Source organism: Methylovorus glucosotrophus (genome assembly GCF_009858335.1).
GTDB lineage: Bacteria > Pseudomonadota > Gammaproteobacteria > Burkholderiales > Methylophilaceae > Methylovorus > Methylovorus glucosotrophus.
Window position 1 is genome coordinate 1,369,682 of record NZ_VMSE01000001.1, and the last position, 13,938, is coordinate 1,383,619.

13 protein-coding genes are annotated in these 13,938 nt (G+C 54.9%); 10 read left to right on the top strand and 3 right to left on the bottom strand.

Features of this window, described 5'->3' with window-relative positions; all coding sequences use genetic code 11:
* The first annotated feature begins 66 nt into the window (after window positions 1–66).
* The 5 genes from tal to fae (FNL37_RS06425) all read left to right on the top strand — a co-directional run bounded on the left by tal (window position 67) and on the right by fae (FNL37_RS06425) (window position 3,972).
* Complete coding sequence (gene tal / locus FNL37_RS06405) at window positions 67–1,020, top strand: transaldolase (protein WP_013442340.1); 954 nt, start codon at window positions 67–69, stop codon at window positions 1,018–1,020.
* 181 nt (window positions 1,021–1,201) lie between these two features.
* Window positions 1,202–1,831, top strand: coding sequence for a 3-hexulose-6-phosphate synthase (gene hxlA / locus FNL37_RS06410; RefSeq protein ID WP_013442339.1), 630 nt, complete (start codon window positions 1,202–1,204; stop codon window positions 1,829–1,831).
* 121 nt (window positions 1,832–1,952) lie between these two features.
* On the top strand, window positions 1,953–2,489 hold the full coding sequence (hxlB, locus tag FNL37_RS06415; RefSeq protein WP_013442338.1) for a 6-phospho-3-hexuloisomerase: 537 nt from the start codon (window positions 1,953–1,955) through the stop codon (window positions 2,487–2,489).
* A 264-nt stretch (window positions 2,490–2,753) separates the two neighbouring features.
* The gene (fae, locus tag FNL37_RS06420) at window positions 2,754–3,290 is read left to right on the top strand and encodes a formaldehyde-activating enzyme (RefSeq protein ID WP_015830180.1); all 537 of its coding nucleotides are present in this window, start codon (window positions 2,754–2,756) and stop codon (window positions 3,288–3,290) included.
* A gap of 100 nt (window positions 3,291–3,390) precedes the next feature.
* On the top strand, window positions 3,391–3,972 hold the full coding sequence (gene fae / locus FNL37_RS06425) for a formaldehyde-activating enzyme (protein ID WP_013442336.1): 582 nt from the start codon (window positions 3,391–3,393) through the stop codon (window positions 3,970–3,972).
* Between the two features lie 71 nt (window positions 3,973–4,043).
* Here fae (FNL37_RS06425) and FNL37_RS06430 read toward each other — a convergent pair whose 3' ends face one another.
* Window positions 4,044–4,742 carry a HisA/HisF-related TIM barrel protein gene (locus FNL37_RS06430; protein WP_159355572.1) on the bottom strand — a complete coding sequence of 233 codons (699 nt, stop codon included), beginning with the start codon at window positions 4,740–4,742 and terminating at the stop codon, window positions 4,044–4,046.
* A 102-nt stretch (window positions 4,743–4,844) separates the two neighbouring features.
* On the opposite strand from FNL37_RS06430, the gene FNL37_RS06435 reads away from it, so the two are divergent.
* Genes FNL37_RS06435 through FNL37_RS06455 form a run of 5 tightly spaced genes read left to right on the top strand, consistent with a single transcriptional unit; the run spans window position 4,845 to window position 9,239 of the window.
* Window positions 4,845–5,750, top strand: coding sequence for an ATP-grasp domain-containing protein (locus FNL37_RS06435; RefSeq protein ID WP_244948219.1), 906 nt, complete (start codon window positions 4,845–4,847; stop codon window positions 5,748–5,750).
* Entirely contained in the window at window positions 5,743–6,801 is a 1,059-nt protein-coding gene (locus FNL37_RS06440; protein ID WP_159355574.1) for a hydantoinase/oxoprolinase family protein, read from the top strand. The genes FNL37_RS06435 and FNL37_RS06440 overlap by 8 nt, the downstream gene beginning before the upstream one ends.
* On the top strand, window positions 6,794–8,164 hold the full coding sequence (gene pabB, locus FNL37_RS06445) for an aminodeoxychorismate synthase component I (protein ID WP_159355575.1): 1,371 nt from the start codon (window positions 6,794–6,796) through the stop codon (window positions 8,162–8,164). The genes FNL37_RS06440 and pabB overlap by 8 nt, the downstream gene beginning before the upstream one ends.
* Window position 8,165: 1 nt before the next feature.
* Window positions 8,166–8,792 (top strand): amino acid kinase family protein, encoded by a 627-nt coding sequence (locus FNL37_RS06450; RefSeq protein WP_015830174.1) that lies wholly within the window; start codon window positions 8,166–8,168, stop codon window positions 8,790–8,792.
* 51 nt (window positions 8,793–8,843) lie between these two features.
* Window positions 8,844–9,239 (top strand): 4a-hydroxytetrahydrobiopterin dehydratase, encoded by a 396-nt coding sequence (locus tag FNL37_RS06455; RefSeq protein WP_013442330.1) that lies wholly within the window; start codon window positions 8,844–8,846, stop codon window positions 9,237–9,239.
* 3 nt (window positions 9,240–9,242) lie between these two features.
* Here FNL37_RS06455 and FNL37_RS06460 read toward each other — a convergent pair whose 3' ends face one another.
* Together FNL37_RS06460 and FNL37_RS06465 are read right to left on the bottom strand one after the other, a co-directional pair.
* Complete coding sequence (locus FNL37_RS06460; RefSeq protein WP_159355576.1) at window positions 9,243–10,739, bottom strand: diguanylate cyclase domain-containing protein; 1,497 nt, start codon at window positions 10,737–10,739, stop codon at window positions 9,243–9,245.
* Window positions 10,740–10,767: 28 nt separating this feature from the next.
* Complete coding sequence (locus FNL37_RS06465; RefSeq protein WP_159355578.1) at window positions 10,768–13,887, bottom strand: efflux RND transporter permease subunit; 3,120 nt, start codon at window positions 13,885–13,887, stop codon at window positions 10,768–10,770.
* Window positions 13,888–13,938 lie beyond the last annotated feature (51 nt).

The window sequence follows — 13,938 nt, forward strand, 5'->3', positions numbered from 1 at the left end:
AGGGCGCGAATTGTTAAGTTGTATTGTTTGGTTTGCATTATTGAATTCATTTAAAGGAGGAGCAGTATGGCTAATTTGTTAGAGCAGTTGAAAGAGATGACCACTATCGTTGCTGACACCGGCGACGTTGAAGCGATCAAGAGTGTTAAGCCTGTTGATGCCACGACCAACCCATCCCTGCTGCTCAAGGCAAGTACTTTGCCTCAATACGCCCACCTGATTGACGATGCAATTGCTTACGCAAAAGCACAAGGTGGCAGCAAGGAAGCACAAATTGAAAACGCAGCCGACAAACTGGCTGTGCTGATCGGTATTGAAATTTCCAAGGTTGTTCCTGGCCGTATCTCCACTGAAGTGGATGCACGCCTGTCCTTCAACATCGACAAGATGGTGGCCAAGGGCCGCAAGCTGATGAAGCTGTATGAAGAAGCTGGTGTAGGCAAGGATCGCGTTCTGATCAAGCTGGCATCTACCTGGGAAGGTATCAAGGCTGGTGAAATCCTGGAAAAAGAAGGCATCAACTGTAACCTGACCCTGCTGTTCGGTTTCGGTCAAGCCCGTGCCTGCGCAGAAGCTGGCGTATTCCTGATTTCTCCATTCGTTGGCCGTATCCTTGACTGGTACAAAGCCAAGAACCCAGGCACTGAATACACTCAGGAAACTGACCCAGGCGTTGTGTCCGTACGTGCGATCTACGCTTACTACAAAGAACATGGTTACAAAACCGTTGTGATGGGCGCTTCGTTCCGTAACACTGGCGAGCTGATTGCGCTGGCTGGTTGCGACCGTTTGACCGTTTCGCCTAACCTGCTGCAAGATCTGGCAGCGACTGAAGGTACCCTGACTCGCGTTCTGAGCGACACCGGTGCCAAGTCCACCCCACCAGCCAAGATGACCGAAGAAGAGTTCCGTTTTGCTCTGAACGAAGATCCTATGGCCACTGAAAAGCTGGCTGAAGGTATCCGTGGTTTCGTGGTAGACCAAAACAAGCTGGAAAAGGCACTGGCTGAAAAGCTGTAATATTGCTGACTTGAATAGCGCTAATAATCAATTTATTAGCGCTATTCACTTTATTCAAGTAGTACATAAGTGCTATTGGATTTACCTAGCTTAACGTTGACATCAACTTTGATTCCAACTTAAGATAGTTTTTCTAAAAACTAAGCACTTAATTTTTTAAACCAACTGGAGGAAGTACATCGTGGCATTAACTCAAATGGCATTAGACTCACTGGATTTTGACGCAACCGTAGCTCTGGCTACCACTGTTGCTCCACACGTGGACATCCTGGAAATCGGTACCCCATGCATCAAGCACAACGGTATCAAGCTGCTGGAAACTCTGCGCGCCAAGTTCCCAAACAACAAGATCCTGGTTGACCTGAAGACCATGGACGCTGGCTTCTACGAAGCTGAGCCTTTCTACAAGGCTGGCGCTGACATCTGCACCGTTCTGGGTACTGCTGACCTGGGCACCATCAAGGGTGTAATTGACGCTGCTAACAAGTACGGCAAAGAAGCTCAAATCGACCTGATCAACGTTGCTGACAAAGCTGCTCGTACTCAAGAAGCTGCTAAGCTGGGCGCGCACATCATCGGCGTACACACTGGTCTGGACCAACAAGCTGCTGGTCAAACCCCATTTGCTGACCTGGCTCTGGTAGCTGGTCTGAACCTGGGCGTTAAGATCTCTGTTGCTGGTGGCGTTAAGGCTGCAACCGTTAAGCAAGTTAAAGACGCTGGTGCTACCATCATCGTTGCTGGCGCTGCTATCTACGGTGCTGCTGATCCTGCTGCTTCTGCTGCTGAAATCACTTCGCTGGCTCACTAAGCATCAAATTCCAGGGATTAAACCCATCTAGGAATTTAATGTAGTGATGAAAAATCCCGACTCAGCAATGTGTCGGGATTTTTTTTGAACATCAACGCTTACCGTCATTAAGGACATTCAAATGGATCATCAACAATTTATTCTGGACAAGCTGTCCGGCATTCTCAATGTGACCGACAAGACCAAGGGTGCTGAACTCTTGAAGCTGGTTGAAGCTGCTGGCCGTACATTTATCGGTGGCGCTGGCCGCTCTTTGCTGGTTTCGCGTTTCTTCGCGATGCGCCTTGTGCACGCTGGCTACAATGTCAGCATGGTGGGTGAGGTTGTTACCCCCGCCATCAAGTCTGGCGATCTTCTGATTCTGGTTTCGGGCTCTGGTGGCACTGAAACTCTGTTGCCTTTCGTGAAGAAAGCCAAGTCGCTGGGTGCCAAGCTGGTTGTTATCTCCATGAAGAAAACATCGCCTATGGCCGATGCCGCTGATCTGGTTATCCAGATTGGTCAGGATGACAGTTTCCCACTGACCAAGGGTATGCCGATGGGCTCCCAGTTCGAGCTGTCCACTCTGATTTTCCTGGAAGGCGTTATCTCTGAGCTGATCCATGCCAAGGGCCTGACAGAAGAAGGTATGCGCGCTATCCACGCTAACCTGGAGTAATCGTGAAGGCCTTCGGCATGTATTTTTCATGCCGGAGATAAAGAAAAACCGCAGTGTGCCGTTAACAAAGGCAACTGCGGTTTTTTTATGGTGGCGATGAATATGTGGGAAGCCTTCAATTAGCCTGCATCCGGCCGCGCTTTTGTGTATAATTAGCGCAAAATTTTGATGGCTTGACGTTAAACAGACGGTAGGCTAGGTATGGCACCGCTAACCAAGCGATGCTATTTTTGTTTCTGCGGAAACTTTTATTTGGAGAATGAAATGGCTGTTATTGATCGTGTTCTAGTGGGTGAAGCTCTTGTGATTGACAACCGTCCTGACGGTAGCGGACTCGACCTCTTGAATGTTGCCCACATCGACTTGATCATCGGGCCACGTGGTAGCGCTGCAGAAGACGCTTTCTGCCGTACCCTGACCGACCAAAAAGAAGGTGTAAATGGTTTGCTGGCTGTTGTGGCTCCTAACATGATGACCAAGCCAGCTACCGTGATGTTCAACAAAGTGACCATCAAGAACGGCAAGCAAGCTGTTCAAATGTTTGGCCCAGCTCAACGCGGCGTTTCCATGGCTGTGATGGACTGCGTTGCTGACGGCACCATTCCTCAAGACGAAGCTGATGATGTGTTCATCTGCGTTGGCGTATTCATCGATCACAAGGCTGATATCGATGAGCGTATCCAAGAGTGGAACTACCAAGCTACCAAGCAAGCTATCAAGAGCGCTGTCGCTCGCGAGCCTAAGGTTGCTGATGTGCTGAAGAACTACAAAGCTTCTGCCCATCCTTTCCAAGCTAAGTAAGTCCAAAAGCGCCCCACACAATGGGGCGTTTTTCATTAAGGCACAGTTGCTCTTGTAGCTTCTGTGCCTTCTCTTTGCCAGTAAAAACAGAGGATTAATCATGTCCATACTGGATCGTCTATTTACATTGTTTTCAACGAAGCCCGAGGGCAAGGCGTCATCTGCGCATGTGATTGATCGCGTGCTGGTAGGCGAGGCTCTTGTCATTGAAGACATGGATCTCAAAAATGTGTCTCATATTGAGCTGATCATCGGGCCGCGAGGCAGTGCCGCCGAGCGCGCATTCACACGTACGCTGACAACCCAGCGACGTGGCATCAATGGCTTGCTGGCCGTGGTTGCGCCCAATGTCCGCACGCAACCAGCTACCGTGATGTATAACAAGGTGACGATCAAGAATGGCAAACAGGCTGTTCAAATGTTTGGCCCCGCACAACGCGGAGTGGCGATGGCGGTGATGGACTGCGTCGCAGAAGGGACTATCCCGGAAAATGAAGCGGACAATCTCTTTATTTGCGTGGGTGTCTTTATTGATGCCAAAGCAGACGATGACCGGAAAATCCAGGAATGGAATTACCGTGCTACCAAATTGGCTCTGGAAGGGGCCATCAAGCGTGAGCCCAGCGTGGATTATCTGCTGAAAAACTACCAGGCATCCAGGCATCCATTTCAGGCCAAATAATACTTAGCTGAATAATCCTGTTCGGGAGGGTTCAGCCAGATCTGACAAATGCAGATTTCCTGATGGTTTAGCTACACGCTGATGCGTGCAATATCCTGGCTGCTGATTTGTCCTGAGTGCAGGGCGCTTGCCACCAGAGCACCTGCGATGCCTTGTTCGCGCAGTCGCTGTAAATCGTTAATGTCCCTGACCCCGCCAGCGCCATAGAGTTTGCCATGCTGCGCCATGCTTATGAGCTGTTGCAACCGAGCATGGTCCGGCCCTTGATTGCTGCCAACATGGGCAAGTGTCATGCCAATCACTTGCTGCGGCCAAAGCCGGGGATTATCAAGCAATGCTTCCGGCCCCTGATAGCGATCCCCCCGAAAATCCAGCGACAACACATGGGCAACGCCTTCGCTTATCAATTCTTGATAGGCGCCAATATCCGGCAAGCTTTCACTGCCGATGACAGGGGTCACTTCAAGTCCAGACCACGGCAGAAGATCGCGAGTGTTTTTGAAGCCAGCATCCAGCCAGATGCGCAATTGAGGATAATGCTGGCGGATAAGTGCGATCTCATCCACATGCGCGGGCTTGCCCTGAATCGCATTCAAATCGGCAATGTACAGCGTATCAAACGGATATAATTCAAGCAGTGCCCGGGTAATGGCAAGCGGCTCGCTGCTGTCGCACAGGCCGGACTCAATGGGGCGGTAATGTTGCCGCTCCCCACGCTTTGCGTGCACGACGTGGTGCTCAAGAAGATCAATAACGGGGATGATGTTCATGTTGGTGAGGCGCGCTGTTTGAAGATACTGGTATGTGAATATATCACTGGCGGCGGATTATACCGTGCGCCTTTGCCGCAGTCGCTGGCTAAGGAAGGCACAATGATGCGGGACGCCTTGCTGGCTGATTTGCTTGCGTTGGCTGACCTGCAGATTGTGCTCACCTGTGATACCCGTGTTCCTTGTCCGTATGCGGAAGTTGAAGTGCTGTGGGTGAATGATGACCCCTGGAATGTATGGGAAGTCGCCATGCAAGGGGTCGACGCGGTCTGGTTGATCGCGCCGGAAACGGAAGGCATATTGTTACGCTTGACCCTGATGGCGGAAAAGCTGGGCAAGCGAGTGTTGGGCAATCCCGGCAGCGCCATTCAAATCGCTAGCAGCAAGTCCGCCACCCTGCGTCTCTTGAGTGATGCGGGATTGACCGTGGTGTCCACGCTGAACAAGGAAATACTGACAGCTGAGCGCTTTATTCCGCTAGTGACAAAGCCGGACGATGGGGCCGGCGCGGAAGAGACTTATTATTTTGAGGATTGGCCATCTTACGCCGACTGGATAAAAGACCATGCCTCCCATACCGTTCAAGCCTATGTGCAAGGGGAGGCCGCAAGTCTTTCCATGCTTTGTCTGCATGGGCGAGCCTGGTTGTTGAGCTGCAATCGCCAAGAGATCAGCTTGAAACAGCAGGGCGCTTACGCAGGCTTTTCCTATGCGGGCAGCGTGCTGAATGGCATGGCTGCCCATTGGCAAGCCTTTGCTGAGCTGGCACAAGGGGTTGCCCAGGCCATGCCAGACCTTGCAGGCTATGTGGGAGTGGACGTGATCGTGACTGCCACGGGGGCTTTGCACATACTGGAAGTGAATCCGCGATTGACGACCTCGTACGTGGGGCTGCAAGCCGCCACAGGCCTTAATCCGGCGCGCCTGATCATGGACTTGTTCTATAATCCTGACTTTAGTTTACCTCCGATCAACCGTCATCTCGTGGAAGTCTCTACTCATGTCTAATCTGATGGCAGATCGCCCCCTTACGCTGGGGTGGGATGTGGGTGGTGCCCATCTCAAGGCAGCCCTGCTGAATGCGGATGGGGTCGCGCTGCGCGTGGTGCAGGTGGCATGCCCCATTTGGCAGGGTCTGGACAGATTGTCCGCCGCCGTGCACCAGGTGCTGGACCAGCTACCGGCTTATCCGCAGCAGCATGTGGTCACCATGACCGGCGAGCTCGCTGATATTTTTCCTGACCGGCTGAGCGGTGTCATGCAAATCGCCGATGTCTTAAGTCAGCAATTGATAGGCAAGCTCAGCTTTTACGCGGGTCGCCAGGGATTTATTGCCCTGGCCGATGTGTCTTTTTACGCCAATGACGTTGCCTCTGCCAACTGGCTGGCCAGTGCCGATTTTGTGGCACGCCAGGTTGAGCATGGGGTGTTTGTAGACATTGGCAGCACGACGGCCGATATTGTCTCGCTGGTTTCCTCAAAACCGGCACCGCGCGGCTACAGCGATGCTGCCCGCATGCGGGCGGGTGAGCTGGTTTATACGGGCGTGGTGCGCACGCCGCTCATGGCCGTGACGCCTCGCATCAGCTTCGGCGGCGAGTATTACGCGCTTGCCGCCGAACATTTTGCAACCACGGCGGATGTTTACCGTCTTACAGGGGATCTGGACGAGGCCCATGACATGGCGGCCACTGCGGATGGTGCAGGTAAAACCCCGGCAGACAGCGCCCGCAGGCTGGCACGCATGATAGGCCACGATCTGGGCGATGCTGAAGCCGAGGCCTGGCTGTTGCTGGCGCATGCCTTCAAGCATGCCCAGCTGGATACCTTGCGCGAAGCGCTCTTGCGCAGCGCATCCCTGCATCCACAAACCGGCTTTGGCGCGATGGTGGGCGCGGGCGCCGGACGTTTTCTGGTTGCTGAGCTGGCGGCACAATTACACAGGAAATACATTGAAGTGCAGACCCTGATACAAGCGGTGGATGAAGATGTACAGCGCTGGGCGGCCATTTGTCTGCCCGCGTATGCGGTAGCTTACCTGGCGGTACAGCATGCTTAAGCACGCCATTCCTTATGCGCCCGATAGCGCGGTGCTGTTTGCGCGGATTGCGCATGAGCCGTGGGCGGTGTTTCTGGACAGCGGCAAGCCGGGGAGTGCTTATGGCCGTTACGACATCCTGGCAGCGCGGCCCTATATCCGTATAACGACGACAGATGGCGTGACGACGATTTCGGATGATGCAGGTAGCCATGATCATCATGAGGATGCCTTTGCCCTGATCAATCAGATATTGGCTGCTTCCGCCACGCCTCCGGGGCAACTGCCCTTTGAAGGCGGGGCCATTGGCTATTTTGGCTATGACCTGGGGCGCACTCTTGAGACGCTGCCGGAGCTCGCGCAGGATGCCGAGCATATCCCGCAATTGCAATTGGGCATTTATGACTGGGCGGTGGTGGTGGATCACCGCGAGCAGGCGGCCTGGCTGGTTTCGCATCAGCGTCACCCCTCCACCGAACAGACCTGGGCTGAACTCTGTCGACTCTTCGAAGCCCCATTACCTGATACCGCGGGTACGTTCGAGGTCAGCAGCGCGCTGCAATCCAATCTGGATGAAGCGGCTTATGCGCAGGCTTTTCATCGTATCAAACGCTATATCCATGAAGGCGATTGTTACCAGGTCAACCTTGCGCAGCGCTTTTCGGTGCAAGCAAAGGGTGATGCCTGGCAAGCCTATCGTTACCTGCGCACGCATAGTCCGGCACCGTTCATGGCGTATTTGAATTTTCCGCAGGTGCAGATTCTGTCTGGCTCGCCTGAGCGTTTTCTGCAGGTGAAAGATGGGCATGTGGAAACACGCCCCATCAAGGGCACCCGGCCCAGAGCGGAAGACCCAGAGCAGGATGCCAGCAATGCATATGACTTGCAGCAGAGTCTCAAGGATAGGGCCGAGAATCTGATGATTGTCGATCTCTTGCGCAACGACATAGGCAAGAGCTGCGCCGTGGGCTCGGTGCGGGCAGACAAACTGTTTGCGCTGGAAAGCTTTTCCAATGTGCATCATCTGGTGAGCACGGTCAGCGGTGAGCTTTCGCCGGGCACCACAGCGGTGGATCTCTTGCGCGGGAGTTTTCCCGGCGGTTCCATTACCGGAGCCCCCAAGTTGCGCTCCATGGAAATTATCGAAGAGCTGGAACCGCATCGCCGCGGCGTTTATTGCGGCGCCATCGGCTACATGGGCTTTGATGGCAATATGGATACCAATATCGCCATCCGTACCGCGGTTTTCTCTGATAACAGTCTGCGCTTTTGGGCCGGGGGCGGTATCGTCGCCGACTCCGTGATGGAAAAAGAGTACCGCGAAACCTGGGACAAGGCGTCTTCCATGTTGCAACTGGTCGCACATTTTCAGAAAGCAGGGTGATATGTGGGTGATTAAACTGGGCGGTAGCCTGCTGGGCTCCCCTGAGCTGCCGCAATGGCTGGAGATGATTGCGCAGCACAGCGATGGCAAGTTCATTATCGTGCCCGGCGGCGGAGTGTTTGCCGATGCCGTGCGCAGTGCCCAGACCAAAACCGGCATTCCCGACCCCGTCGCCCATCAGATGGCGGTAATGGCTATGGATCAGTATGGCATCCTGCTCACCGGGCTTAATCCGGCACTGGTGACTGCCAGCAGCGAGCTGGAGATAGCCGAGCGTGGCTGGCAGCATCGTGCCCTGGTGTGGCTGCCGTCGCGCATGGTGTGCGCAGACGAGACGATTCCCACCAATTGGGATGTGACGTCTGATAGCCTTGCTGCCTGGCTTGCCAGTCGGCTTGGTGCCGAGCACCTGTTGCTGGTGAAGTCGGACCGTCCAGAGGCCAGCGAAGTCTCACTGGAGCGCCTGGTGAAGGATGGCCTGGTCGACACACATCTGGGCGATTATGTCGTCGGGCAAGCATTCAAGACCTGGGTCGTCCACAAGCAGGATTCCCATGTGTTGCAGCAGGGTGATTCCTTGCAGCAATTGCAGCAGGGCGCCGTGGCTGTGCGCTGCGCCTGGAATTAAATCCGCCCGCGGTGCAGTGGCCGCATTTTTCATCGACAAGGAGATTCAATCATGAGTGATCTCGTGGATACACCTAATACCCAGGATCGCGTGTACAGCGAATCTGAAATCCAGGCAAAAATTGCGGCCGAGTTTCCGCACTGGTTTTACGAGGATGGCTGGATTCGCCGCAAATACAAGACCAGCGGCTGGAAAGCGACTCTGATGGTAGTGAATACCGTGGGCCATTTGGCGGAGGCCGCCTGGCATCACCCTGATTTGACGGTGTCCTATGCCTTTGTCATCGTCAAGCTTTGCACCCACAGTGCCAAAGGCATCACCGACAAGGACTGGACGCTGGCCGCCAAAATCGAATCCGTGATTCAGTGGCAGCCGGGCAAGGAGGGCGGGGCGCTGGAAGGCACGCCGAACGACGACCCACGCTTCAAGTACATCAAATACGATTAAATCTCAGGCGTCAGCGGCGTCGATTTCTGAAAAGAAAGCATAGTGCCGCTGACTGTCGCGCTTGGCGATATACATCGCCTGGTCAGCCTTGTTAACAATGGTGGCTTCATCCTGCGCATGGTCGGGATAAATGCAGATACCGATGCTGGCTTCCTGATAGAGGGTCACGGATTCGGTGGTAAATGGGGCTCGTAACGCCGCCAGCAGGTTGCGCACGACCCTCTCGCTGTCTTCAACGCAGCTGATGGAGTTCAGCAGAATCACAAATTCGTCCCCGCCAAGTCGCGATACGGTATCTTCCTCCCGCAGCTGACTGCGCAGGCGTCTGGCAATCTCCTTCAGCAGCAGATCGCCAATGTGATGGCCAAAGCTGTCATTAACCTCTTTGAACTTGTCGAGATCCACAAACAGCACCGCCAGTTTGCTGCCCTGGCGCTTGCAGGCAAACATGCCTTGATGCAAGCGGTCTTCAAACAGCAGGCGGTTGGGCAAGCCCGTGAGCGCGTCATAGTAAGCCAGCTTGTTGAGAGATGCTTCCACCGAGCGTTGCTGGCTGATATCCGAGATGGTCACGACCTTCAGCGGGCTTTCTTCAAGAGGAAAGTCGGACTCCTGCATGGCCGCATAAAAGGTGGCGCTATCCTGCCGCCTGCCCAGTAGCTGCTTATCCCACTCGAACAGCAGGTGCGCCTTGCGCAGGCCCAGCATGGCTTGCTTGTCGTCATAGCCAAAAAGCTGCGCTGCGGGCTGGTTGGCAGCATGCACCTTGTCATGCTCATCCAGAATCAGGATGCCGGCATTGATGGTGTCGATAATCTTGTCCAGGGTTTCCCGCTGCTTGTTGGCACGCTTCAGTTCACTCTTCATCAATAGCATTACCAATAAAAAGCTGAGTAGCGCCATGCTGAGCATGAGCGTCTGCAGGAAGTGCACTTCCTTGGTTTTGTTGACGGCATTGGCTTCCAGGCTGCCTGTCAATTGATTCATCAATCGGAGCAATTCCTGATTTTGTTGCAGGGCCAGGCTAACGGCAGTATTGAGCTTGGCGTTATCCATGGTCTGGTCAGCCAGCAGATTTTCTATCGCCGACCTGTAGGGTGACCACAGGGTCTCCGCCTGCGTCAGCAACAGACGTGCCTTGGGCTGGGTTACCTTGCTTACTTTTTGCGGCAGGCCTTCGGTTCCTGTGGTCGTGCCGCCGTCGGTAAAGCTGCGCAGTGTGGTATCAAACAAATGGTAGGTGAGTTCCAGCTCCTGCAGGCTGGCCTGTTTGACGGTTTCATCCGAAGGCGCACGTTCCAGTTGCAACAGGCATTTGACCATGCGCTGCGATAGCATGCGCTGGCGCCCGGCAAGGTTGATGACAATGGCGTTTTCCTTGACCTGGTCTGACAGCAGGAAGGTAGTGCCGAGCAAGGCCAGGTCCAGCAGGAAAAAGGCTGAAATGGCAATGCTGACGGCGCGAAACCGCGCCTGGTTTTTTTTAGGGAGAAATTCCATACGTCGTTTTATCAAGCAATATTTGCTCCTATGCCATGCTGGTTTTTTTGAAGCGGCCAAAATGCAGCATGATGGTGGGCAAGATCAGCAGGTTGAGCAGGGTGGAGGTGACCAGGCCACCCACAATAATAGTCGCCATCGGGCCCTCGATTTCGCGTCCGGGCTGGCCGCTACCGGCTGCCAGCGGCAATAGCCCCAATGCGGTCACCAGTGCGGTCATCAGGATGGATGGCAAGCGTTCGGATGCTCCGCGAATGGCGGTTTCCAGGCCCCATACCATGTTCTCTTTGTCGACCAGATGCTGGTAGTGCGAGACCAGCATAATGGCATTGCGCAAGGTAATGCCGAACAGGGTAACAAACCCAACCAGTGAGCCTAGCGAGATCCAGCCGCCAGTGAGTATCACGGCAATCACGCCCCCAATCAGGGCAAACGGCAGGTTGGCAAAGGTCAGCAGCAGATTGCGCAGCTGGCCAAAGGCAATGTAGAGCATCAGGAAAATACCGACGACTGCCAGCAAGGAGTGCACCATCAAATCTTCACGGGACTGTGCCTGGGCTTCCGCCTCGCCAGAAAACGCGAGGTAGTTACCGGGCGATAGTTCGACTTCATCCCGTATGCGGGTTTTGACTTCTTCGCTGAAGCTTTCAATGTCGCGTCCCGTCACATTGGCAGTCACGGTCTGGATGCGCTTGGCATCGGCGTGCAATATTTTGGAGCGCCCGTTTTCCTGAGTAATATCGGCGATATCGCGCAGATACAGCAGGCGACCCTCGTTATTGATCAGCGGCAGGTTGCCGATTTGCTGGATGCGCTGACGGCTTTCAGGCTCGAGCACAATACTGACCCCGACCACGCGGTTTGCCTGATACACCTGCGAGATGGGCAGGCTCTCATAGGCAAGACGGATGGTGTCCAGCACATCTGTAGGCGATAGTCCCCATTGCAGCATGCTCTGTGGCCGCAAGCGGATGCTGAGCTGTGGAGTGCTTGGCGGCGCCTGCACCAGCACATCGGTTGCGCCGGATATCTGCGATACCACGGTGGCAATGGCCTGGGCATCGCGGTCCAGAGCATCAAGATCACGTCCATACACGTTGATTACCTGAGCGGCTGCGTAGCCTGAGATAGTTTCTTCAATGCGCTCGGTCAGAAAGGTATTGATGGCAAAGTTCACCCCCACAAAACCCGGAGGGGTCGGGCCATCGTCGTCATATCCGGAAATCTTTTCGCGTATATCTTCCAGAATGCGGTTTTGCTCTTCTCCGGAGACGGTGCCGATCTCAATTTCGAACTCACTGTAGTGTGTGCCAAAGGTGTCTGCCGCATTTGGCGCACGCCCCACCCACTGCGCCACTGAGCGCACGCCTTTGATGCTGCTGATGGTCTCAGCGACTTTTTTTCCTATGCGCAAGGACTCCTGCTCGGAGGTGCCGGGCACAGCCGTCATGTGCATGATGTAGTGGCCTTCATGCAGATTGGGAATGAACTGACTCTTGAACAAGGGCAATATACCCAGGCCCAGCGCAATGGCACTGAGCGTGATGAGCAAGACCAGTTTGAAATGCGCCTCGATGCGATACAGCAAGCGCACATAATGTCGCTTGATAAAGCGGATCATCGGCGAGTCTTCTGTTTCCAGCCTGGCCTTGCCCAGCAGCATGTAGCAGAGGGCGGGGGTCAGTGTCAGGGCAACGGCCAGCGAGGCCAGGATGGCGCTGATGTAAGCCAGGCCTAGCGGAGCAAACAGCTTGCCTGCCACGCCGCTGAGCGTGAGTAGCGGCATGAACACCAGGGCGACGATAAACGTGGCATACACCACCGAGCTGCGGACTTCCATGGATGCCTGGAATACCACGCGATGGATGGCACGAGGTTGCGCCAGCAGACGGTTTTCGCGCAGGCGGCGGAAAATGTTTTCCGTGTCGATAATGGCATCGTCGACGACTTCGCCCAGCGCAATGGCCAGCCCACCCAGGACCATGATGTTGAGCCCGATATCAAAAAACTGCAGTACGACCACGGCCGTCAGCAGTGAAAGCGGGATGGCGGTAGCCGAAATAAAGGCGGTGCGCGCATTGAACAGAAACAGGAACAGCACTGTAATGACCAGCAGCGAGCCAATCAGGATATCGCTCTGCACCCCGTGGATGGCCGTTTCAATAAAGTTGGCTGGTCGGAACAGGGCGGGATGCAGCGTGACCTGCTCATGGTTCATGCTGGGTTCGAGCTGGGCGATGGCTTTTTCCAGCGCACGGCTGACCGCATAAGTGTTGGCACCCAGTTGGCCTTGTACGGAGAGGTAAATGCCGGTCTGCCCATTGATCTGCGCCGCGCTGATGGAAGGTGCCTCTCCCTCCACCACCTTGCCGATGTCACCCAGGCGTATGGTCTGGCCTTCGCGATGCAGCAGGGTGACCTGAGCCAGCTGTTCTGGCGTGTAAGATTGCCCCTCGCTATTGATGATGATGCGCTGGTTTTTGTTTTCGATGTAGCCAGCACCGCGCACGCCGGTGGCTTTGCTCGCGGCTTCCATCACTTGCTGCAGGCCGATGTTGTAGCGGATGAGCTGTTGCGGATCCACCTGGATCTGCAATTGCCGCACTTTGCCACCGAACACATTCACATCGGCCACGCCAGGCACCGCCATCAGATGCGGACGAATGGTCCAGTCCACCAGGGTGCGCAGTTCGGTCAATGTGCGTTTGTCTGAGGTCACGCCTATGCCGAGCACCGTGCTGGCCGAAGAGGTGAGCGGGGTGATGTTAGGCACGACGCCATGCGGCAGCTGGCTGGTCAGCGTGCTCAGACGCTCGGCGACTACCTGGCGATTGCGATAGACATCCGTGCCGGGTTTGAACAGCACCGTCACCACTGACAGGCCGGGGATGGATTGCGAGCGTATCTTGTCAACGCCTACTGTCCCGGCGATGGTGTTTTCCAGTGGCTGGGTGACCAGGTACTCCACCAGTTTGGCCGACATGCCTGGCGACTCGGTCTGAATCACCAGTTGAGTGGGCGAAAACTCGGGGAATACATCCAGATTGCTGCGCGACAGGCTATACAGGCCATAGATCACCATCAGGCTGGCAAGGCCTATGATGACGCCATGAAAGCGGATGGAGAAACGGACGAGCGCGGACATCATGGCAGCATCCCCTTCATGAGGGTGGGGCCAACGAAGGGTGAGCCAGATAAA

Bases quoted from the DNA above. Each gene is read 5' to 3' on its own strand.
- tal (WP_013442340.1), top strand. From the start codon at position 67: ATGGCTAATTTGTTAGAGCAGTTGAAAGAGATGACCACTATCGTTGCT.
- hxlB (WP_013442338.1), top strand. From the start codon at position 1,953: ATGGATCATCAACAATTTATTCTGGACAAGCTGTCCGGCATTCTCAAT.
- fae (WP_015830180.1), top strand. From the start codon at position 2,754: ATGGCTGTTATTGATCGTGTTCTAGTGGGTGAAGCTCTTGTGATTGAC.
- fae (WP_013442336.1), top strand. From the start codon at position 3,391: ATGTCCATACTGGATCGTCTATTTACATTGTTTTCAACGAAGCCCGAG.
- FNL37_RS06430 (WP_159355572.1), bottom strand. From the start codon at position 4,742: ATGAACATCATCCCCGTTATTGATCTTCTTGAGCACCACGTCGTGCAC.
- FNL37_RS06435 (WP_244948219.1), top strand. From the start codon at position 4,845: ATGATGCGGGACGCCTTGCTGGCTGATTTGCTTGCGTTGGCTGACCTG.
- FNL37_RS06440 (WP_159355574.1), top strand. From the start codon at position 5,743: ATGTCTAATCTGATGGCAGATCGCCCCCTTACGCTGGGGTGGGATGTG.
- pabB (WP_159355575.1), top strand. From the start codon at position 6,794: ATGCTTAAGCACGCCATTCCTTATGCGCCCGATAGCGCGGTGCTGTTT.
- FNL37_RS06450 (WP_015830174.1), top strand. From the start codon at position 8,166: ATGTGGGTGATTAAACTGGGCGGTAGCCTGCTGGGCTCCCCTGAGCTG.
- FNL37_RS06455 (WP_013442330.1), top strand. From the start codon at position 8,844: ATGAGTGATCTCGTGGATACACCTAATACCCAGGATCGCGTGTACAGC.
- FNL37_RS06460 (WP_159355576.1), bottom strand. From the start codon at position 10,739: ATGGAATTTCTCCCTAAAAAAAACCAGGCGCGGTTTCGCGCCGTCAGC.
- FNL37_RS06465 (WP_159355578.1), bottom strand. From the start codon at position 13,887: ATGATGTCCGCGCTCGTCCGTTTCTCCATCCGCTTTCATGGCGTCATC.